The organism is Mesorhizobium sp. M1403, assembly GCF_040317695.1.
Taxonomy (GTDB): domain Bacteria; phylum Pseudomonadota; class Alphaproteobacteria; order Rhizobiales; family Rhizobiaceae; genus Mesorhizobium.
Map to the genome: position 1 here is coordinate 185,279 of NZ_JAMYKY010000009.1, position 19,620 is coordinate 204,898.

A 19,620-nucleotide genomic window follows, 5' to 3' on the forward strand; every position below is an offset into this window, starting at 1 on the left:
AGGCTGTTTCGGTGCCTGAAGGTAGAGAGATTGTCTCTATTGCATCGCCCGGGCAGACGATCTCTCCTGTATCACGACGACGCCGGCAACAGATCCGCCACTGGCAGCACACTCTCCTCCTTCACCGTCTTGGTGACGATGTAGGTGAAATAGCGGTCTATGCCGATCTCGCGTTCGAGCAGAGTGTCAACCAGCCGCTGATAGGCGTCGATGTCGCGCGCCATCACCTTCAGCAGGTAATCGACGCCGCCACCGACAGACCAGCAGGCGACGATCTCGGGGATGTCGCGGATGACGCGCTCGAAACGGTCGAAATCGGCCTGGCGGTGGCTGGCCAGCGTCACCTCCATCAGCACGGTGGCGACCGGTGCGATGGCGCGCATGGCGATCCTGGCATGGTAGCCGGAGACGATGCCGGCCTTTTCCAGCTTGCGCAGCCGCATCCAGCACGGCGTCGGCGACAGGCCGACCTTCTCGGCCAGCGCCAGCTTGGTGATGCGGCCGTCGCGCTGGATGGCCTCGAGGATTTTCAGGTCGATCGGATCGAGTTTCGCTGCAGCCATGATCGTCCACTTCCAGTGCCGGACACCATGACGGCGCATTATTTCGATTGTCAATTGCACTGATTTCGATCTCTAATAAGTCATGACATTTTGGCGTCCAGATCCCGCTCTTATCCGGCGGCCGGCCTATCAATCGCTCGCCGACCAGTTCGCGCGCGCCGTCCATGACGGGCGCCTTGCCAATGGCGCCCGGTTGCCGACGCACCGGCAGCTCGCCGACGATCTGAAACTTTCAGTGCAGACGGTCAGCCGCGCCTATGAGGAGCTGATCCGCCGCGGGCTGGTGTCCGGCGAGGTCGGCCGCGGCAGCTTCGTGCAGACACAGCGCCGCGAGCCGGAGCCGCCCTATCTGCCGGAGCGGCTGGGCGAGGTCATCGACCTCTCCATCCTGAAGCCGGTCTGCGAACCGATGCATCTGGACCGTCTGAAACAGGCGCTGGGCTGGCTCGCCGAAAACCTGCCGTCGAGTTCGGCGCTGTCGTTCAGGCCGAACATGGTGTTCCCGCGCCACCGCGCTGTGGGTGTCGAGTGGCTGCGGCTCTGCGGCCTTGACGTGTCGTCGCAAAACATCAGCCTGACCAACGGCGCCACGGCCGGTATGACGGTAGCGCTGATGAGCGTGGCGCCGCCCGGTTCGACCGTCGCCACCGAGGCGATCGGCCATCACACGCTGATCCCGCTGGCGCGCTATCTCGGTTTCAATCTCGAAGGCTTGCCGATCGACGACAATGGGCTGATCCCGGAAGCGCTGGACGAGGCCTGCCGGCTATCCGACATCCGCGCGGTGTTCGTGCAGCCCTCGGTGATCAACCCTACGGCGACGCTGATGGACGCCGCCCGGCGCGAACAGATTGCCGCCGTTGCGCGCAGGCATGACATCGCCATCATCGAAAACGACGTCCTCGGCCCGCTGGTCGAGGACCGGCCGCCGCCGGTCGCGGCGTTTGCACCCGAGCGCACGCTCTACGTCACCTCCTTCACCAAGGTCGTGGTGCCGGGCCTGCGCATCGGCTATCTCGCGGCACCCGATCGTTATGTCGCCGCGGTTGCCAACCGCCACCTCGTCTCGAACTGGATGGCGACGCCGCTGGTGGCCGAGATCGCCACCAAATGGGTGACCGACGGCACCGCGATGGAACTCGTTCGATGGCAGCGGATGGCTTTGCGGCGGCGTCTGGACATCGCCGCCGAGGCGCTCGCCGGAGTGGACTATCGGGCTCATCGCGACGGGCTGCATGTCTGGCTGCAACTGCCCGATGATCGCGGCGAGGAAGGCTTTGTTTCCCAGGCCCGCCTGCAGGGCGTGGCGATCGCGCCCGGCACGTCGTTTCGCATTTCGCAGATGCCTTGGCATCCAGCCGTGCGGATTTCGCTGGGCTCGACCACGGAGGGGGAACTGCGTGCCGGTCTCGGCGTTGTCACCAAGCTTCTGCTCGGCGATCCCGAGCATCTCCTGCTTGCGATCTAGGCAACAATTGGCGGGGAATTGTGCGGAGTCCGAAATATTGTCATGATATTATTTTCTTGATTGACATGATTTGCCGCGATCCGCATCGTTAAAGGCACAGCTTCTCCATCACGGGAAATTCATTGTCGGCGCCCATCATCAAGATCGACGGCATTTCGAAAAGCTTCGGCACCTTCAAGGTGCTGGATGGCCTCTCGATGCAGGTCATGCCCGGCGAGAAGCTGGCGCTGATCGGCCCGTCGGGTTCGGGAAAAACGACGATCCTGCGCATACTGATGACGCTAGAGCGTATCGACAGCGGCCATATTCAGGTCGACGGCGAGCAGCTGTACCACATGGAGCGTAACGGCCGGCTGCTGACGGCGGATGAACGGCATTTGGCAAAGATGCGCCAGAAGATCGGCATGGTCTTCCAACTGTTCAATCTGTTTCCGCACAAATGCGTCATCGACAATGTGACGCTGGCACCGATGCTGACCAAAGGCATGCCGCGGGCCGCCGCCGAAAAGCGGGCGATGGAGCTGCTCGACATGGTCGGCATGGTCGACAAGGCCAAAGCGATGCCGGCGCAGCTTTCCGGCGGACAGAAGCAGCGCGTCGCGATTGCCCGGGCGCTGGCGCTGTCGCCGAAGATCATGCTGTTCGACGAGGTCACCTCGGCGCTCGACCCGGAACTCGTCGACGAGGTGCTCAACGTCATGCGCAAGCTCGCCGCCGAGACCGACATGACCATGCTGCTGGTCACCCACGAGATGGGTTTCGCCCATGACTTCGCCGACCGGGTGCTGTTCTTCGATCGCGGCAGAATAGTCGAGGAAGGCAAGCCCGACGAGATTTTCCGCCATCCCAAACAGGAGCGTACGCAAGGTTTCCTGAAGAAGATCATTGCGGCCGGACATCGGGTCTGACTGCCATGCGAGGCGGCGACGCCTCAAGCAAGCCAAGAAGACAGACAAACAAGGAGTTGGGAACAATGAAGAAATTTGCCATTTTGGCCGGCGTCGCCGGTATTGCGCTGACGGCGGTGCTGGCCGCCTCGACGACCGGCTCGGCCGATGACAGCAAGCTCGAAGAGCTCAAGGCGCAAGGCTTTGCCCGCGTCGCCATCGCCAACGAGCCGCCCTATACGGCGGTCGCCGCCGACGGCAAGGTCTCGGGTGCGGCGCCTGACGTTGCCCGTGAAATCTTCAAACGCCTTGGCGTCAACGACATCGTCGCCTCTATCTCGGAATATGGTGCCATGATCCCCGGCTTGCAGGCCGGCCGTTTCGACGTCGTCACCGCCGGCCTGTTCATGAAGCCGGAACGTTGTGCTGCGGTCGCCTATTCGGAACCGGTGCTGTGCGACGCCGAGGCGATGCTGGTGAAGAAGGGCAACCCGAAGGGCTTCAAGAGCTACGAGGACGTCGCCAAGGACACCAGCGCGACGATCGGCGCACCCGGTGGCGGCACAGAGGAAAAGCTGGCGCTCACCGCAGGTGTGCCGCGCGAGCGCGTCATCGTCGTGCCGGACGGCCAGAGCGGCCTGAAGATGCTGCAGGACGGCCGCATCGATGCTTATTCACTGCCAGTGCTGTCGATCAACGACCTGGTCAAGAAAGCCAATGATCCGAACCTCGAAGTCATCGCGCCGGTGGTCGGTGCGCCGGTCTATTGCGATGGTGCGGCCTTCAAAAAGGGCGACGAAGCGCTACGTGACGCCTATGATGTCGAGCTGGCGAAACTGAAGAAGTCCGGCGAGTTCGCCAAGATCATCGAACCCTACGGCTTCTCGGCGGCGGCGGCGATGTCGACGAGCCGCGACAAGCTCTGCTCGGCGAAGTAGGCGCGTTGTTCCTTCTCCCCGTTGACGGGGAGAAGGTGGCCCGAAGGGCCGGATGAGGGGCGACGCCCAGCTTTTGACAGATTGGCTCTGCCCCTCATCTGCCTGCCGGCATCTTCTCCCCGTGAACGGGGAGAAGGACGCTGAAGTGATCGCCTCGCCAAATATTCAATGCGGAGCCCTTTCGACCAATGACCCAATGGTCCGGCTATTTCGGCCTGATTTTGCAAGGAGCGCTTGTCACCATCGAGCTGACGCTGATGGGGTCGGTGCTGGCCTTGATCATGGCCTTTCTTGCCGGGCTGGGGCGGCTGTCGCGGTTTTTTGTGCTACGCGCGCTGGCCACCGCCTATATCGAGTTCTTCCGCGGCACCTCGATCTTCGTGCAGCTGTTCTGGGCCTATTTCGTGCTGCCTTTCGCCGGCATCTCGCTGACGCCGCTGCAGGCCGGCGTGCTGGCGCTGGGCCTGAATGTCGGGGCCTATGCGGCGGAAGTGGTGCGCGGCGCCATCAAGTCGATCGGCCGCGAACAATACGAGGCCTGCACCGCGCTCAATCTCGGCCGCTGGCAAGCCATGCGCCATATCATCCTGCCACAGGCACTGCTGGTGATGCTGCCGACCTTCGGCAACAACGCCATTGAATTGCTCAAGGCCACCGCCGTCGTCTCGCTGATCTCGCTTGCCGACCTGACCTTCCAGGCGCAGGTGGTGCGCTCGCAGACCGGCAACACGCTGGTGCCGTTCAGCACCATTCTCGTCATCTATTTCGTGCTGGCGCTACTCATCTCATGGGGCGTGCGGTCGCTGGAACGCCGCATGGCGCGCGGCCTCGACGGGGTGCGCGTCTGATGGATCGGGCTCTGTAATGGAATGGGATTGGGATTTTGTCCGGCAGATCCTGCCGACGCTGATCCAGGGGGTGAAGATCACCATCCTGGCGACGCTGCTCGGCTCGGTGCTGGCGGCCATCGTTGGGCTGGGCATCGCGTTGGCGCGCCGTTCGCCGAACAGGGCTCTGTCGCGCACGATCGGCTTCCTTGCCGAGTTCATCCGCGGCACGCCGCTATTGGTGCAGCTCTATTTCATCTTCTACGTGCTGCCGGATTTCGGCGTCCTGTTGCCGCCGCTGGTGGCGGGCGTCATCGGTCTCGGGCTGCATTACGGCACCTACACAGCCGAGGTCTACCGCGCCGGCATCGATAATGTGCCGCGCGGCCAATGGGAAGCGGCCAAGGCCTGCAATCTGAACGCCACGCAGACCTGGACGCACATCATCATGCCGCAGGCGATCCCGCCGATGATCCCGGCGCTTGCCAATTATTTCATCGCCATGTTCAAAGAGACGCCGCTGCTGTCGGCGATCACCGTGCTGGAACTGATGAACCAGGCCAAGAGCGTCGCCAATACCTATTATCGGTATATCGAACCGATCACCTTGGTCGGCGCCTTCTTCCTCGCCATCAGCCTGTTCTCGGTGGTGCTGCTGCGCTGGCTGGAACACCGTTATGGGCGGATCGAACGATGAGCGCTGCACCCGATATCCGCCTGCGCTCGGCCCGTCCAGCGCTCGATGCACGTCCGCTGGAAAAGCGGGTCGGCCTGATTATCCTTGCCACCGACCATACGAGCGAACCGGATTTTCACCGCATGGTGGCAAGCGATCGTATCGGCGTCTATGTCGCGCGTATTCCCTACGCCAACCCGACGACGCCGGAGAATTTGCGCAAGATGCAGCCGTCACTGACGGCGGGCGCGGCCCTGATCCTTCCTGACGAACCGCTCGGTGCGATCTGCTATTCCTGCACCTCGGCCTCCGTCGTGATCGGCGATGCCGAAATCGAGGCGGCGGTGAAGGCCGCGAAACCCGGCGCGCCGGTGGTGACGCCGCCGATGGCCGGAGTGCGCGGCCTGAAGGCGCTGGGCGCCAGGACAATCAGCATCCTCACCCCCTATACGGTCGAGACGAGCCGGCCAATGGCGGCCTATTTCGCGGCACACGGTTTCGAGATCGCCAGCTTCACTTGCCTCGGCTTCGAGGATGACCGCGAGATGGCGCGGATTGCGCCGAAATCCTTGGTCGATCTGGCCCGCGAGGCGACGGCCCCGCAGGCCGACGCGCTGTTCGTGTCCTGCACGGCGCTGCGGTCGGCGCTGGCAGTTGTCGGTATGGAAGAAGCCATCGGCCGTCCCGTCGTCACCAGCAACCAGGCGACAGCCTGGAATTGCCTGCGGCTTTGCGGCGACGACGAGCCACGCCCCGAATTCGGCCGCCTGATGACGCTGCCGTTGATTGCAGAGCCATGACCACGTCCAGGATAAGCCTCTCCGACATCCGCGCCGCACGCGAGCGCATCGCAGGCAAGGTCGAGCGCACGCCGACCGTCACTTCCCCGAGTCTTTCCCAACACTTGGACGCTCCTGTTTATCTCAAGCTCGAACATCGGCAGACCACCGGCGCCTTCAAGTTGCGCGGTGCCTCGAACGCTATCGCCTCGTTGACAGACGAGGAGAGCGCGCGCGGCGTCGTCGCGGCCTCGACCGGCAACCATGGCCGGGCGCTTGCCTATGCCGCTCGACTGCAAGGCATCCACGCGACGATCTGCATGTCGCGGCTGGTGCCTGAGAACAAGCTCGAGGAAATCCGTCGGCTCGGCGCCGAGATCCGCATCGTCGGCAACAGCCAGGACGATGCGCAGCGGGAGGTCGAACGGATGGTCGCGGAAGAGGGGCTGATCATGCTGCCGCCTTTCGATCATCCTGCGGTCGTTGCCGGGCAAGGAACACTTGGGCTGGAGATCATGGAACAAGTTGCGGACGCCGCGCTGGTGTTGGTGCCGCTTTCCGGCGGTGGACTGGCGGCGGGTGTTGCCGCTGCCGTGAAGGGCGTCAGCCCGGCGACGAAGGTGGTGGGCGTTTCAATGGCGCGCGGTGCGGCAATGAAGGCGAGCCTCGACGCCGGGCATCCGGTGTCGGTCGAGGAACTGCCGACGCTGGCCGACTCGCTCGGCGGCGGCATTGGGCTCGACAACCGACTGACCTTCGCCATGTGCCGTGATCTGCTCGATGATGTGGTCCTGCTCAGCGAGGACGAGATCGCCGCCGGCATCCGCCATGCTTATGAGCAGGAGCGCGAGATCGTCGAAGGCGCCGGCGCGGTCGGCATTGCGGCTGTGCTTGCCGGCAAGGTCGGGGCGAACGGCCCTACAGTGCTCGTGCTGTCCGGCCGCAACATCGATATGACACTGCACCGCAAGATCATTTGCGGCGAAGCAATTGCGGAGAGCGCAGCATGAGCCGGCTGACGATCCTCACCGAAGCTGAATTGCGCAAAATCGTGAAGCTCGATCTCGATGCCGTCGCCTGTGTCGAGAACGCGTTTCGCGCGCTCGCCACCTTGCCGGTGGCGATGCCGCCGATCCTGCGGCTCGACATTCCCGAGCATCGCGGCGAGGTCGATGTCAAGACCGCCTATGTGCCGGGCATCGACGGTTTTGCGATCAAGATCAGCCCCGGCTTTTTCGATAATCCGAAGCTCGGCCTGCCTAGCGTCAACGGCATGATGGTGCTGCTGTCGGCGAAGACCGGGCTGGTCGAGGCGCTGCTGCTCGACAATGGCTATCTCACCGACATCCGCACGGCGGCGGCCGGCGCGGTCGCCGCCAAACATCTGTCGCGTCCGGACTCCTCCGTTGCCGCAATCTTCGGCGCCGGTGCTCAGGCCGGACTGCAGCTCGAGGCGCTGATGCTGGTGCGGCCGATTACCGAGGCCCGCATCTGGGCAAGGGATGCTGCCAAGTCCGAAGCGGCGGCGGACGCATTGTCCGAAAGACTGGGCATCGCCGTTCACGCCGAGCCGGACGCGGCAAAGGCTGCGGCCGATGCCGACATCATCGTCACCACGACGCCGTCGACCGAGCCGCTGATCAAGGCCGGCTTCGTCTCCGCCGGCCAGCACATCACCGCGATGGGCTCGGACGCGGAGCACAAGAACGAGATCGCGCCGGCGATCCTGCGCATGGCCGACCTCTACGTCGCCGACAGTGCGAAACAGACGCGGCGCCTGGGCGAACTGCACCATGCCATCGCGGCGGGCGTGATGGCGGCCGATGCCGAGATCACCGAGCTTGGCCACATCATCGCCGGCGAAAGGCATGGCCGGCGTTCGGGCAGCGACATCACCATTGCCGATCTGACCGGCACCGGCGTGCAGGACACGGCGATCGCCACGCTCGCCCGCGACCGTGCGCGTGCAGCCAAGACCGGTACGATTTTCGAAAGCTGATACCGGCCGCAAGGCCCAACAAACGAGGACCAAGAACAATGCAGCCTAATTTGAAATTCTCGCGCGGCGAATATGCGGAGCGCCTCGCCAAGACGCGGAAGGCGATGGAGGCCAAGGGCGTCGATCTGCTTGTTGTCAGCGATCCGTCCAACATGGCCTGGCTGACCGGCTATGACGGCTGGTCGTTCTACGTACACCAGGCGGTCGTAGTGCCACCGTCGGGCGAGCCGGTGTGGTACGGGCGCGGCCAGGACGCCAACGGCGCCAAGCGCACCGCCTATCTCGCGCACGATAACATCGTCGGCTATGCCGACAACTATGTGCAGTCGACCGAGCGCCATCCGATGGATTTTCTGTCCAGCGTGCTCGCCGATCGTGGCTGGGGCAAGCTCAGCATCGGTGTCGAGATGGACAATTACTGGTTCTCTGCTGCTGCCTTCGCATCGCTGCAGAAGCACTTGCCCAATGCCCGCTTCGTCGATGCCACGGCACTGGTCAACTGGCAGCGCGCGGTGAAGAGCCCGACCGAAATCGACTACATGCGCAAAGCCGCCCGCATCGTCGAAGCGATGCACCAGCGCATCGTCGACAAGATCGAAGTCGGCATGCGCAAATGCGACCTGGTCGCCGAGATCTATGATGCCGGCACGCGCGGCGTCGACGGCATTGGCGGCGACTATCCGGCGATCGTGCCGCTGCTGCCGTCCGGCGCCGACGCATCGGCACCGCATCTGACTTGGGACGACAGGCCGATGAAATCGGGCGAGGGCACTTTCTTTGAGATCGCCGGCTGCTACAACCGCTACCATTGTCCGCTGTCGCGCACCGTTTTCCTCGGCAAACCGACGCAGGAATTCCTCGATGCCGAAAAGGCGACGCTGGAAGGCATGGAGGCCGGGCTTGCCGCCGCCAAGCCCGGCAACACCTGCGAGGACATCGCCAACGCCTTCTTCGCGGTTCTGAAGAAATACGGCATCGTTAAGGACAACCGCACCGGCTATCCGATCGGGCTTTCCTATCCGCCGGACTGGGGCGAACGCACGATGAGCCTGCGCCCAGGCGACCGCACCGAGCTCAAGCCCGGCATGACCTTCCATTTCATGACCGGCCTGTGGCTGGAGACGATGGGCTTGGAAATCACCGAATCCATCCTGATTACCGAAACCGGGGTCGCGTGCCTGGCCAATGTGCCGCGCAAGCTGGTGGTGAAGAATTGAGCCCGATGTCCAGCCTTCGCCCATCACCGATCACGCCGAGCGTCGATTTCGAGCGCGACGGCGTGCAGCACGGTTTCTTGCGCCTGCCTTACAGCCGTGACGATTCCGCCTGGGGATCGGTGATGATCCCGATCTGCGTCATCCGCAACGGCAACGGGCCGAGTGCATTGCTCACCGGCGGTAATCATGGCGACGAATATGAGGGGCCGCTGGCGCTTTACGATCTCGCCCGCACGCTCGATCCGAGGCAGGTCAGCGGCACGGTCATCATCGTGCCGGCGATGAATTATCCGGCGTTCCGCGCCGGCACGCGCACCTCGCCGATCGACAAGGGCAATCTCAACCGCAGCTTTCCCGGCCGGCCCGACGGTACGGTGACCGAGAAGATCGCCGATTATTTCCAGCGCGAACTTCTGCCGCGCACCGACATCGCGCTCGATTTCCATTCCGGCGGCAAGACGCTCGACTTCGTGCCGTTCTGCGCCGCCCATATCCGGCCCGACAAGGTGCTGGAAGAGAAGGGGTTCGCTGCGGTTGAAGCTTTCTCGGCACCCTGGTCGATGAAGATGCTGGAGATCGACGCGGTCGGCATGTTCGACACTGCCGCCGAAGAGATGGGCAAGCTGTTCATCACCACCGAGCTCGGCGGCGGCGGAACTTCGCGCGCGGAAACGGTGCGGATCGCGCGTCGCGGCGTGCTCAATGTGCTGCGCCATGCCGGCATCGTCGCCGGCGCGGTCGAGATGCAGCCGACCCGCTGGCTCGACATGCCATCGGGAGATTGCTTCTCGTTCGCCGAGGACGACGGGATGATCGAAACCATGATCGATCTCGGCGAGCCGGTGGCAGAAAACCAGGTGCTGGCGCGCATCCATTCGATCGGCCGCACCGGCGGCGCTCCGCAGGAGATCCGGGCCAAGATGTCCGGTCTGTTGGCGGCGCGGCATTTCCCCGGATTGGTCAAGGCCGGCGACTGTGCTGCCGTGGTGGCCGTGCTGGTCGATTGAGGCTAGGAGGCCGATGTCGGAAACGGCTCGGCCTTGCCTTTAGGGCGGTCGCCGATGGCAAAGACGGCGCTCGCCTCGCTGACGATCGAGACATGGTCCTTGGCGGCTGTTCCGGCGGCCGTACTGTCGCCGCGCATGATTGCGGTAACGATGGCGTCATGCTCTTGCCAGGACTGGGCCAGCCGGCCGGGCAGCATGAATTGCGCGCGCCTGAACGGCGCCAGCCGGCCGCGGGTCATGACGGTCAACTCATAAATGTGCTTGCTGTGCGCGCCGCGATAGAGCCGGGTGTGGAACCCGGTGTTGAAAAGCTCATACTCTTCTTCGGCCCCGAGCTGCACAAAGCGCGCGGAGGCTTGATGCTCAGCCTCCAGCGTGCGGCGCTCGCCGGCGGTCATGCGCTCGGCCGAGAAGCGCGCGCAGATCGCTTCGAGCTCGGCCATGCTCTCGAACATCGAGGCGAGGTGCTCCTGCGTCATCACCGCGACGGTGGCGCCGCGGTTGGGCCGCCTTTCGACCAGTCCCATGGCACTGAGCCGGCTGAGCGCTTCCCGGATCGGCGTACGTGAGACGTCGAAGCGGGCGGCGAGCGAGGCTTCGTCGAGTTTTTCGCCGGGACGCAGGAAACCGGTGACGATCCGGTCGCTGATCGCCCTCACCATCTGATCGACGGTCGTGCCCGACCTGATCAAATTGCGCTTTGCCGACACGTCTCCTCCGTCCAGTCTCTTCGCGCAGCCATAAGCCACGCACCGGCTTCGATTCCTCCGCAGCTCTGTATGCCTATGTTTTAGCCTTCATGTCAAATTGGCCGTTTTAGAGGCAAAAAGTGTATGCAATTGCTCCGGCTTTGTGCAGGCCACATCGGCACACTCGTTGATATTGCTGAATAAATCCCATTTCTGAAACTGGCACGCTGATTGCATACACTTCTTTCATTGAGGTGTTAACCGGCCCCAAAGGCCCCATAGAGGGAGCATTCACATGACCGAGCGATTCATGCTTAGCCGCCGCGACCTGCTCAAGACTTCCGCCGCCGGAGCGGCGCTCGGTCTTGCGTCCGCATCGTTTCCGATCAGCAGGGCCTTCGCCGCGACCGCAACCGTCGGCTTCATCTATGTCGGGCCAAAGGACGATTACGGCTACAACCAGGCGCATGCCGAAGGCGCCGCTACGCTGAAGGGGATCGAAGGCATTTCCGTCGTCGAAGAGGAGAACGTGCCGGAGACGGTCGACGTGCAGAAGACGATGGAATCGATGATCAATCTCGACGGTGCGTCGCTGATCTTCCCGACCTCGTTCGGCTATTTCGATCCGCATATGCTGGCCATGTGCGCGAAATTCCCCGACGTGCAGTTCCGCCATTGCGGCGGCATGTGGAACAAGGACAAGCATCCGATGAATGCCGGTTCCTATTTCGGCTATATCGGCATGGGCCAGTATCTGAACGGCGTCGTCGCCGGCCACACCAGCAAAACCAAGAAGCTCGGCTTCGTCGCGGCAAAGCCGATCCCGCAGGTGCTGCTCAACATCAATTCCTTCCTGCTCGGCGCGCGCTCGGTCGACCCGACCATCACCTGCCAGGTGATCTTCACCGGCGAGTGGTCGCTGGCGGTCAAGGAGGCGGAGGCCACCAATGCGCTGGTCGACCAGGGCGCCGACGTCATCACCTGTCATGTCGACAGCCCCAAGGTGGTGGTCGAGACGGCGGCCGGGCGTGGCGCCTTCATCTGCGGCTATCATGCCAACCAGAGCCCGCTGGCGCCGGAGAAATACCTGACCGGCGCGGAATGGAACTGGGCCAAGGTCTACAAGATGTTCGTCGACGATCTGGTGGCCGGCACGCCGCTGCCCAATTTCACACGCGGTGGCCTGGCAGACGGCTTCGTCAAGATGAGCCCGCTCGGCCCCGCCGTCGGCGATGCCGCCCGCAAGCAGTTCGACGGCACGCTGGCCGAAATGATGAAAGGCGGATTTTCCGTCATCAAGGGTCCGCTGAAGAGCAACAAGGGCGTCGTCGTCGCGACCGAGGGCCAGGCCTTCGTCGAGACCGCGCTCGAGCTCGAAAGCATGGACTACCTCGTCGAGGGCGTCGTCGGTTCGACCGCCTGAACCGGATCGGAGACGGGCCATGGCAGACACGGTCAGCACTGCGGGCGCACCGGCGCTGTTTGGCGCCAGGAATTATCGGGCGGCACTCGAATGGGTGGCACGGCGCGCCGAAGCCTTCGTCATCCCGCTCGCGGCGCTGATCGTCGGCATGGTGCTGTTCAGCCTATTCATCGCGCTGGTCGGCAAGTCGCCGGTCCAGCTCTACGAGACGATGTGGCGCGGCGGCTTCGGCTCGTGGTTCTCGATCCAGAACTCGCTGTCGCGGGCAGCACCGCTTCTGCTGGCAGCGCTCTGCGTGGCGCTGCCGGCTCGGCTCGGCCTCGTCGTCATCGGCGGCGAAGGCGCGATTGTGCTGGGCGGCGTTGCCGCCGCCGCCATCGGCGTCGCGGCGAATGGCGCGCCGGCTTTTGTGGTCATCCTGCTGATGGGCGTGGCGGGCATGGTCGCTGGCGGCATCTGGATCGGTGCCGTCGGCGCACTCCGCCACTACCGCGCCGTCAACGAAACCATATCCAGCCTGCTGATGGCCTATATCGCCATCGCGCTGATGAACCATCTGGTCGAAGGGCCGCTGCGCGATCCGGCCTCGCTCAACAAACCCTCGACCGAGCCGCTGGCGGATGCCTACCGCATCGGCAACATTCCAGGCATGGACGTGCACTGGGGCCTTGTCGTCGGCATCGTCGCCTGCGTCCTGTCCTGGCTGTCGATCGAAAAGACGCGCTGGGGGTTTGCCGCCCGCATTGCCGGCGGCAATGTCAGGGCGGCCCAGGTGCAAGGGCTTGCCGTCGGCCCGCTGATCGTCGGCTTTACCGGGCTCGCCGGCGGCTTTGCCGGGCTGGCCGGCATGCTGGAAGTCGGCGCCGTGCAAGGCAGCGCCAACGCCTCGCTCGCCGCCGGCTACGGCTATACCGGCATCCTCGTCGCCTTCCTCGCCCGCCACAATCCGCTCGCCATCATCCCGGTCGCTTTCCTGCTCGGCGGCATCGGCGCTTCCGGCGGGCTGATCCAGCGCCGCATGGACCTGCCCGACGCCACCGTGCTGGTGCTGCAAGGCATGCTCTTCGTGGTCATCCTGTTCAGCGAAACCTTTTACGGCCGCTTCAAGGTTTTCAATCCCGATCTGTGGAAGAGGGGCTCCTGATGGACGCGACCGAGATCGGCCTGTGGGGCGTGCCGCTCGCCATTCTCGGCGGCGCCATCCGCGTCTCGACGCCGTTCATCTTCGTGTCGCTCGGCGAAGCCATCACCGAGCGCTCCGGCCGCATCAATCTCGGCCTCGAAGGCACGCTGGTCTTCGGCGCAATGACCGCCTATGCGGTAGCAGTGGTGACCGGCTCGCCATGGCTCGGCGTGCTGGCTGCCGCCGGTGCCGGTCTTTGCTTCGGGCTGTTCCATGGCTGGATCTGCAAATTCCGCGGGGTTAACGACATCGCCATCGGCATCGCGCTGATGCTGTTCGGCTCGGGTCTCGCCTTCTTCTTCGGCAAGCCGTTCATCCAGCCCTCGGCGCCAGACCTGCCGGCCATCGCCTTCGGTGGCTGGTCGAATATTCCGCAGGTGCAGGCGGCGCTCAACGTCAACGTGCTGTTCCTGATCGGGGCCGCACTTGCGCTGTTCCTGTGGTGGGCCTTCCGTAACACCCGCGCCGGCCTGATCGTACGCGTCGTCGGCGACAGCTCCGATGCGGCGCGCGCCATGGGCCTCAATCCCAACACCGTGCGCCTGCTTGCGACAGGCGTCGGCGGCGCGCTCGCTGGCATCGGCGGCGCCTATCTGTCGCTCTATTACCCCGGCAGCTGGACCGAACGCATCTCGTCGGGGCAGGGGCTGATGGCGGTGGCGCTGGTCATCTTCGCACGCTGGAACCCGCTCGGCTGCTTTGCCGCGGCACTGTTGTTCGGCGGCGCCGGGGCGCTAGGCCCGGCGTTGCAATCGGTCGGGGTAACGCAGGGCTACTATCTCTTCTACGCCGCACCTTACATCCTCACGCTCATCATCATGATCGCCACCTCGTCGCCGAGCCGCTCGCTTGCCGGCGCGCCGGGCGAGTTGTCGATCACCAAATGACTGGAGTTTTCCCGATGAACGCCAGAGCCGAGATCACCCAGCGCTACATCGACGCCGACCCTTATCCATGGCCCTACAATGGCGAGCTGCGGTCGGACAATACGGCTCTGATCATCATCGATATGCAGACCGATTTCTGCGGGCCGGGCGGCTATGTCGATCATATGGGCTACGATCTTTCGCTGGTGCGGGCGCCGATCGAGCCGATCAAGTCGGTGCTTGCAGCCATGCGGGCCCAGGGCTACACCATCATCCACACGCGCGAGGGCCACCGGCCCGATCTCGCCGACCTGCCGGCCAACAAGCGCTGGCGCTCACGCCGCATCAATGCCGGCATTGGCGACCCCGGACCTTGCGGGCGCATCCTGGTGCGCGGCGAACCAGGCTGGGATATCATCCCCGACCTCTATCCGGCGGCGGGCGAACCGATCATCGACAAGCCGGGCAAGGGCTCGTTCTGCGCCACCGATCTGGAGCTGATCCTGCACCAGCGCGGCATCGAAAACATCGTGCTGACCGGCATCACCACCGATGTCTGCGTCCACACGACCATGCGCGAGGCCAATGATCGCGGCTTCGAATGCGTGATGCTTGAGGACTGCTGCGGCGCGACCGACTACGGCAACCATCTCGCCGCGATCAAGATGATCAAGATGCAGGGCGGCGTGTTCGGCGCGGTGTCGAGCTCGGCGTCCTTCGTCGCGCAGCTGCCGTGAGGGGGCGATCTTGAGCGGAACCATCGTCAAGAAAGCCGTCGGCGTCGAGACTATCGGCATGACCATGCGCTTCGGCGCCTTCACCGCGCTGGACGATGTCTCGATCAAGGTGCCAGCGGGATCATTCCATGCGCTGCTCGGCGAAAACGGTGCCGGCAAGTCGACGCTGGTCAAATGCATGATGGGTTTTTACCGCCCGACCGCCGGCGACATGCTGGTCGATGCCCGCGAGGTCGCGATAGCCAGCCCGAAGGATGCCTCGGCGCTCGGGCTAGGCATGGTCTATCAGCATTTTACCCTCGTCCCGTCGCTGACCGGTGCGGAAAACCTGGTCATTTCCCGCGAGAAAGTGCCGGGCGTCATCGACTGGCGCAAGGAGCGCGCCGCACTTGCGCAATTCATGCAGCGGATGCCGTTCAAGCTGCCGCTCGACGTCAAGGTGGCGGAACTTGCGGCCGGCGAGAAGCAGAAGCTCGAAATCGTCAAGCAGCTCTATCTCGGCCGCAGTTTCCTGGTGCTCGACGAGCCGACTTCGGTGCTCACCCCTGGCGAGGCACAGGAAGTGCTTGGCCTGGTGCGCGACATGACCAGGACAGGCGACCTCACCGTGCTGATGATCTCGCACAAATTCCACGAGGTGACGGCCTTTGCCGACGACATCACCGTGTTGCGCAAGGGCAGGCTGACCGGAACCGGAAAGGTCTCCGAACTTTCGCACAAGCAGATGGCGGCGATGATGATCGGCGACCAACCGATTGCAGCACTCGACAGTCGCGCTCCGGTGCCGGCCGGCGCCAGGCAGGTGCTGACGGTAAAGTCGCTGAAGGCGCCTGACCGCACCGGCTTGAAAAGCATCGACATCGGCGAGCTCGACGTGAAGTCCGGCGAGATCGTCGGCATCGCCGGCATCTCCGGCAACGGCCAGAAGGAGTTTCTCGAAGTCCTTGCCGGACAGCGGGCACGCAATGCGGGCGACGTTCTGGTGAAAGGCTCGCCCTATGGTGCCAGCCGCAGCGAGGCGCGCACGCTCAATGTCCGCTTCATTCCGGAGGAGCCATTGCGCAATGCCTGCGCACCGCGGATGACGGTGGCCGAAAACATGGCCTTCCGGACCTTCGACCTCAACGAGGCCGGCAAGCCGGTCAACTGGATCAGGATGAGCGCGATCAGGGACTACGCGGCCCGTCTTGTCGAACAGTTCAAGGTCAAGACGGCCTCGCTCGCTTCGCCGATTTCATCATTGTCGGGCGGCAATGTGCAGCGCGCGGTGCTGGCGCGGGAACTGACCGGCGAGGTCGATTTGCTCATCGTGTCGAACCCCTGCTTCGGCCTCGACTTCTCCGCCGTCGCCGAAATACGCGCCCGCATCATGAAGGCGCGCAATGCCGGTGCTGCAGTGCTTTTGATGTCGGAGGACCTCGACGAGCTGCTTGAGCTCTCGGACCGCATCTTCGTCATGTCGGATGGCGCGCTGGTCTACGAGACGCCGATCGCGCAGGCGAGCGTGCAGACGATCGGCGAGCACATGGCGGGACATCATTGATGGCGGAGATCGAGGCGCTGCCGTTCCCGTTTGCCTTCAAGCCTGAGGCGATGGCGCTGGTCGTCATCGACATGCAGCGCGATTTCGCCGAGCCCGGCGGCTTCGGCGCCAGCCTCGGCAACGACGTCAGCCGGATCACGGCGATCGTGCCGACGGTGAAAAGGCTGCTCGAAGGGTTTCGCGCCGCTGGCCTGCCGGTGATCCACACGATGGAGTGCCACAAGGCAGATTTTTCGGATCTGCCGCCGGCCAAGCGCAATCGCGGCAATCCGTCGATCCGCATCGGCGATATCGGCCCCATGGGTCGCGTGCTGATCGTCGGCGAACCGGGAACGGCGATCCTCGATGAACTTGCACCATTGCCTGGCGAGATCGTCATCGAAAAACCCGGCAAGGGCGCGTTCTATGCCACCAGCTTCGGCGATGACCTCAAGCGGCTCGGCGCACAGCAACTGGTCTTTGCCGGGGTGACGACGGAGGTCTGCGTGCAGACGACGATGCGCGAGGCCAACGACCGCGGCTATGAATGCCTGCTGGCGGAGGATGCGACGGAGAGCTATTTTCCGGAGTTCAAGACGGCAGCCCTTGCCATGATCAGGGCGCAGGGCGCGATCGTCGGCTGGACGGCGACAACGGACCAGGTGCTCGAGGGAATTTCCAATGCCTAACATTGCATACCAGGCCCTCATCCAAGGGGGCTGGCGTGATCTGCCATTCGAGCCTTTTCGCGAAGGCATCACGGTGCATTGGCTGCTCAAGGGGGGATCGACGGAACCGTCGGTCGCGATTCTCAACTACCGGGCGGGCGCCGGCGTGCCGCGTCACCGCCACGCCGGGCTGGAAACGATCATCGTGCTGGAAGGCTCGCAGAGCGACGAGAACGGCGATTATGCAGCGGGCAGTGTGATCCTGAACCCGGTTGGAACCGAGCATTCGGTGTGGACAAAAGACGGCTGCGTCGTACTCATCCAGTGGAACCTGCCGGTCGTCATTCAGGGCGAGGCCGAATGAGCGACATCCGCTTCGACATAGCGAGCCTGCACGCCGCCTATCAGGCCGGCCCCAGTATTGGCGATATGATCGATACGGTCCATGCGCGGCTCGCGGCGGCCGATGACCCGGGCATCTTCATCCATCTGGCGAGCAGGGCGGAGATGCTTGCCGAGGCGGAAAAGCTCGGCCCGTTCGATCCGTTGGCAAAGCCACTGTGGGGCGTTCCGTTCGCGGTCAAGGACAACATCGATGTTGCCGGCATGCCGACCACGGCGGCCTGCGCGGAATATGCCTACTTGCCGGCGAACGACGCCACCGTCGTCGCGCGGCTCAAGGCCGCCGGCGCGCTGGTCGTCGGCAAGACCAATCTCGACCAGTTCGCTACCGGCCTGGTCGGCGTGCGCACGCCCTATCCAATCCCGAGGAATGCGATCGACCCGACACTGGTGCCGGGCGGCTCCTCATGCGGCTCGGCCGTGGCGACGGCGCGTGGCATCGTCTCGTTCGCGCTCGGCACCGACACCGCCGGTTCGGGCCGCATACCCGCCGGCCTCAACAACATCGTCGGGCTGAAGCCGAGCGTCGGCGCGCTGTCGGCCGCCGGCGTCGTGCCGGCCTGCCGCACGCTCGACTGCGTCTCCGTCTTCGCACTCAACGTCGACGACGCCTACAGCGTGTTCGACGTCGCGGCGGCGAAGGACGACGCCGATCCCTATTCACGTGACCTCGGCATCCAACCGCTTGCCGCGCGCCCACCGGTGCTGACGGTTGGCGTGCCGGCCAAGGCCGATCGGACGTTCTTCGGCGACCAGGCGATGCAGGCGGGCTTCGAGGCCGCTCTTGCCTCGCTGGAGACGCTGGGCTGCAGGCTGGTCGAAATCCCGTTCGGCGATTTCTACGCCACCGCCAATCTGCTTTACGAGGGCGCCTGGGTGGCCGAGCGTTACACCGCGATCAGGGACTTCATGGATGCCAACGAGGCGGCCATGCATCCGGTGACGCGGCAGATCATCGGCGGTGCGCGAAAACTTTCCGCAGCGGACGCCTTCAACGGGCTCTATGCCTTGCAGGCCTACAAGGCCAAGCTTGCGCCGGTTATCGCCTCGGTCGATCTTTTCTGTGTGCCGACCGCGCCGACGCATTACACAGTCGAAGCGGTGTTGGCTGACCCTATCGTCACCAACAGCCGGCTCGGCACCTACACCAACTTCGTCAATCTGCTCGACATGTGCGGCATCGCCGTGCCGACCGGAACCCGCAGCGACGGTTTGCCGATGAGCGTCACCTTGCTTGCCGCGGCGGGCAAGGACCATCTGACGGCGTCGCTTGCGCGCGATGTCCATGCGGCAAGCGGCCTTGCGCTGGGCGCTACCGGCTGGCCGCTGCCGCCGCGTGGCGATATCCGCGTGGACGTGGATGAAGGCACGATCGAGCTGGCCGTGGTCGGCGCGCATCTATCGGGGATGGCGCTGAACGGCCAGTTGCAGCAGCTCGGCGCGATTTTCGCCCGGGCTGCGAGAACGGCGCCGCTCTACCGGCTTTACGCACTCGCCGGCCAGTCGGTGTCGAGACCGGGGCTCGAGCGCACCTGCAATGGCAAGGGCACAGCCATCGAGGTCGAAGTCTGGCGGCTGTCGCCGCAAGCCTTCGGTCGCTTCGTCGCGGCGATCCCGCCGCCGCTCGGCATCGGGACGCTTCTGCTCGACGACGGAACTTCGCCGAAAGGCTTCCTCGTTGAAAGTGCCGGCCTTACCGATGCAGAAGAGATTTCGCATTTCGGCGGCTGGCGCAATTTCATGGCGGATCAGCAGCTGCGGAGCTGACG

General features: G+C 64.2%; 20 protein-coding genes. 18 read left to right on the forward strand and 2 right to left on the reverse strand.

The window, feature by feature from the left end; translation table 11 throughout:
* Window positions 1-71 precede the first annotated feature (71 nt).
* Window positions 72-563 carry an Lrp/AsnC family transcriptional regulator gene (locus NKH01_RS17410; protein WP_352548887.1) on the reverse strand — a complete coding sequence of 164 codons (492 nt, stop codon included), beginning with the start codon at window positions 561-563 and terminating at the stop codon, window positions 72-74.
* 82 nt (window positions 564-645) lie between these two features.
* Between NKH01_RS17410 and ehuR the strand changes: the two genes are divergently transcribed.
* The 10 genes from ehuR to doeB all read left to right on the forward strand — a co-directional run bounded on the left by ehuR (window position 646) and on the right by doeB (window position 10,361).
* Window positions 646-2,031: a MocR-like ectoine utilization transcription factor EhuR gene (ehuR, locus tag NKH01_RS17415; protein ID WP_353021376.1), complete on the forward strand. Its 1,386-nt coding sequence runs from the start codon at window positions 646-648 to the stop codon at window positions 2,029-2,031.
* Window positions 2,032-2,153: 122 nt separating this feature from the next.
* Window positions 2,154-2,939 (forward strand): ectoine/hydroxyectoine ABC transporter ATP-binding protein EhuA, encoded by a 786-nt coding sequence (gene ehuA, locus NKH01_RS17420; protein WP_352524912.1) that lies wholly within the window; start codon window positions 2,154-2,156, stop codon window positions 2,937-2,939.
* Between the two features lie 65 nt (window positions 2,940-3,004).
* Window positions 3,005-3,856 (forward strand): ectoine/hydroxyectoine ABC transporter substrate-binding protein EhuB, encoded by an 852-nt coding sequence (gene ehuB / locus NKH01_RS17425; protein WP_352484026.1) that lies wholly within the window; start codon window positions 3,005-3,007, stop codon window positions 3,854-3,856.
* 188 nt (window positions 3,857-4,044) lie between these two features.
* Window positions 4,045-4,704, forward strand: coding sequence for an ectoine/hydroxyectoine ABC transporter permease subunit EhuC (gene ehuC / locus NKH01_RS17430; RefSeq protein ID WP_023720654.1), 660 nt, complete (start codon window positions 4,045-4,047; stop codon window positions 4,702-4,704).
* A gap of 16 nt (window positions 4,705-4,720) precedes the next feature.
* A complete protein-coding gene (gene ehuD / locus NKH01_RS17435) occupies window positions 4,721-5,380 on the forward strand; it encodes an ectoine/hydroxyectoine ABC transporter permease subunit EhuD (RefSeq protein WP_023720653.1) in 660 nt (219 codons plus the stop codon).
* Window positions 5,377-6,159, forward strand: a complete 783-nt coding sequence (eutA, locus tag NKH01_RS17440; RefSeq protein ID WP_353021380.1) for an ectoine utilization protein EutA — start codon at window positions 5,377-5,379, stop codon at window positions 6,157-6,159. The genes ehuD and eutA overlap by 4 nt, the downstream gene beginning before the upstream one ends.
* Window positions 6,156-7,148, forward strand: a complete 993-nt coding sequence (eutB, locus tag NKH01_RS17445) for a hydroxyectoine utilization dehydratase EutB (RefSeq protein WP_353021381.1) — start codon at window positions 6,156-6,158, stop codon at window positions 7,146-7,148. The genes eutA and eutB overlap by 4 nt, the downstream gene beginning before the upstream one ends.
* Window positions 7,145-8,137: a cyclodeaminase gene (locus NKH01_RS17450; RefSeq protein ID WP_353021384.1), complete on the forward strand. Its 993-nt coding sequence runs from the start codon at window positions 7,145-7,147 to the stop codon at window positions 8,135-8,137. The genes eutB and NKH01_RS17450 overlap by 4 nt, the downstream gene beginning before the upstream one ends.
* A 38-nt stretch (window positions 8,138-8,175) precedes the next feature.
* Entirely contained in the window at window positions 8,176-9,354 is a 1,179-nt protein-coding gene (doeA, locus tag NKH01_RS17455; protein ID WP_031194479.1) for an ectoine hydrolase DoeA, read from the forward strand.
* 5 nt (window positions 9,355-9,359) lie between these two features.
* Window positions 9,360-10,361 (forward strand): N(2)-acetyl-L-2,4-diaminobutanoate deacetylase DoeB, encoded by a 1,002-nt coding sequence (doeB, locus tag NKH01_RS17460; protein WP_352494460.1) that lies wholly within the window; start codon window positions 9,360-9,362, stop codon window positions 10,359-10,361.
* Between the two features lie 2 nt (window positions 10,362-10,363).
* On the opposite strand, the gene NKH01_RS17465 is transcribed toward doeB, so the two are convergent.
* The gene (locus NKH01_RS17465; protein ID WP_502912640.1) at window positions 10,364-11,053 is read right to left on the reverse strand and encodes a GntR family transcriptional regulator; all 690 of its coding nucleotides are present in this window, start codon (window positions 11,051-11,053) and stop codon (window positions 10,364-10,366) included.
* A gap of 292 nt (window positions 11,054-11,345) precedes the next feature.
* On the opposite strand from NKH01_RS17465, the gene NKH01_RS17470 reads away from it, so the two are divergent.
* Genes NKH01_RS17470 through atzF form a run of 8 tightly spaced genes read left to right on the forward strand, consistent with a single transcriptional unit; the run spans window position 11,346 to window position 19,618 of the window.
* On the forward strand, window positions 11,346-12,473 hold the full coding sequence (locus tag NKH01_RS17470) for a BMP family ABC transporter substrate-binding protein (protein WP_353021386.1): 1,128 nt from the start codon (window positions 11,346-11,348) through the stop codon (window positions 12,471-12,473).
* Between the two features lie 19 nt (window positions 12,474-12,492).
* Window positions 12,493-13,617: an ABC transporter permease gene (locus tag NKH01_RS17475; RefSeq protein WP_353021388.1), complete on the forward strand. Its 1,125-nt coding sequence runs from the start codon at window positions 12,493-12,495 to the stop codon at window positions 13,615-13,617.
* A complete protein-coding gene (locus NKH01_RS17480) occupies window positions 13,617-14,543 on the forward strand; it encodes an ABC transporter permease (RefSeq protein WP_023720644.1) in 927 nt (308 codons plus the stop codon). The genes NKH01_RS17475 and NKH01_RS17480 overlap by 1 nt, the downstream gene beginning before the upstream one ends.
* A gap of 14 nt (window positions 14,544-14,557) precedes the next feature.
* Complete coding sequence (gene biuH, locus NKH01_RS17485; protein ID WP_023720643.1) at window positions 14,558-15,259, forward strand: biuret amidohydrolase; 702 nt, start codon at window positions 14,558-14,560, stop codon at window positions 15,257-15,259.
* Window positions 15,260-15,269: 10 nt separating this feature from the next.
* Entirely contained in the window at window positions 15,270-16,802 is a 1,533-nt protein-coding gene (locus tag NKH01_RS17490; protein ID WP_023720642.1) for an ABC transporter ATP-binding protein, read from the forward strand.
* Window positions 16,802-17,470, forward strand: a complete 669-nt coding sequence (locus NKH01_RS17495; protein ID WP_023720641.1) for a cysteine hydrolase family protein — start codon at window positions 16,802-16,804, stop codon at window positions 17,468-17,470. Before NKH01_RS17490 ends, NKH01_RS17495 begins: the two co-directional genes overlap by 1 nt.
* The gene (locus NKH01_RS17500) at window positions 17,463-17,813 is read left to right on the forward strand and encodes a cupin domain-containing protein (protein WP_023720640.1); all 351 of its coding nucleotides are present in this window, start codon (window positions 17,463-17,465) and stop codon (window positions 17,811-17,813) included. Before NKH01_RS17495 ends, NKH01_RS17500 begins: the two co-directional genes overlap by 8 nt.
* Window positions 17,810-19,618 carry an allophanate hydrolase gene (gene atzF / locus NKH01_RS17505; RefSeq protein ID WP_353021391.1) on the forward strand — a complete coding sequence of 603 codons (1,809 nt, stop codon included), beginning with the start codon at window positions 17,810-17,812 and terminating at the stop codon, window positions 19,616-19,618. Before NKH01_RS17500 ends, atzF begins: the two co-directional genes overlap by 4 nt.
* Window positions 19,619-19,620: the final 2 nt, after the last annotated feature.

What these genes read in the sequence shown, in the direction of transcription:
- NKH01_RS17410 (WP_352548887.1), bottom strand. Translation starts at nt 563, where the DNA reads ATGGCTGCAGCGAAACTCGATCCGATCGACCTGAAAATCCTCGAGGCC.
- ehuR (WP_353021376.1), top strand. Translation starts at nt 646, where the DNA reads ATGACATTTTGGCGTCCAGATCCCGCTCTTATCCGGCGGCCGGCCTAT.
- ehuB (WP_352484026.1), top strand. Translation starts at nt 3,005, where the DNA reads ATGAAGAAATTTGCCATTTTGGCCGGCGTCGCCGGTATTGCGCTGACG.
- ehuC (WP_023720654.1), top strand. Translation starts at nt 4,045, where the DNA reads ATGACCCAATGGTCCGGCTATTTCGGCCTGATTTTGCAAGGAGCGCTT.
- ehuD (WP_023720653.1), top strand. Translation starts at nt 4,721, where the DNA reads ATGGAATGGGATTGGGATTTTGTCCGGCAGATCCTGCCGACGCTGATC.
- eutA (WP_353021380.1), top strand. Translation starts at nt 5,377, where the DNA reads ATGAGCGCTGCACCCGATATCCGCCTGCGCTCGGCCCGTCCAGCGCTC.
- eutB (WP_353021381.1), top strand. Translation starts at nt 6,156, where the DNA reads ATGACCACGTCCAGGATAAGCCTCTCCGACATCCGCGCCGCACGCGAG.
- NKH01_RS17450 (WP_353021384.1), top strand. Translation starts at nt 7,145, where the DNA reads ATGAGCCGGCTGACGATCCTCACCGAAGCTGAATTGCGCAAAATCGTG.
- doeA (WP_031194479.1), top strand. Translation starts at nt 8,176, where the DNA reads ATGCAGCCTAATTTGAAATTCTCGCGCGGCGAATATGCGGAGCGCCTC.
- doeB (WP_352494460.1), top strand. Translation starts at nt 9,360, where the DNA reads ATGTCCAGCCTTCGCCCATCACCGATCACGCCGAGCGTCGATTTCGAG.
- NKH01_RS17470 (WP_353021386.1), top strand. Translation starts at nt 11,346, where the DNA reads ATGACCGAGCGATTCATGCTTAGCCGCCGCGACCTGCTCAAGACTTCC.
- NKH01_RS17475 (WP_353021388.1), top strand. Translation starts at nt 12,493, where the DNA reads ATGGCAGACACGGTCAGCACTGCGGGCGCACCGGCGCTGTTTGGCGCC.
- NKH01_RS17480 (WP_023720644.1), top strand. Translation starts at nt 13,617, where the DNA reads ATGGACGCGACCGAGATCGGCCTGTGGGGCGTGCCGCTCGCCATTCTC.
- biuH (WP_023720643.1), top strand. Translation starts at nt 14,558, where the DNA reads ATGAACGCCAGAGCCGAGATCACCCAGCGCTACATCGACGCCGACCCT.
- NKH01_RS17495 (WP_023720641.1), top strand. Translation starts at nt 16,802, where the DNA reads ATGGCGGAGATCGAGGCGCTGCCGTTCCCGTTTGCCTTCAAGCCTGAG.
- NKH01_RS17500 (WP_023720640.1), top strand. Translation starts at nt 17,463, where the DNA reads ATGCCTAACATTGCATACCAGGCCCTCATCCAAGGGGGCTGGCGTGAT.
- atzF (WP_353021391.1), top strand. Translation starts at nt 17,810, where the DNA reads ATGAGCGACATCCGCTTCGACATAGCGAGCCTGCACGCCGCCTATCAG.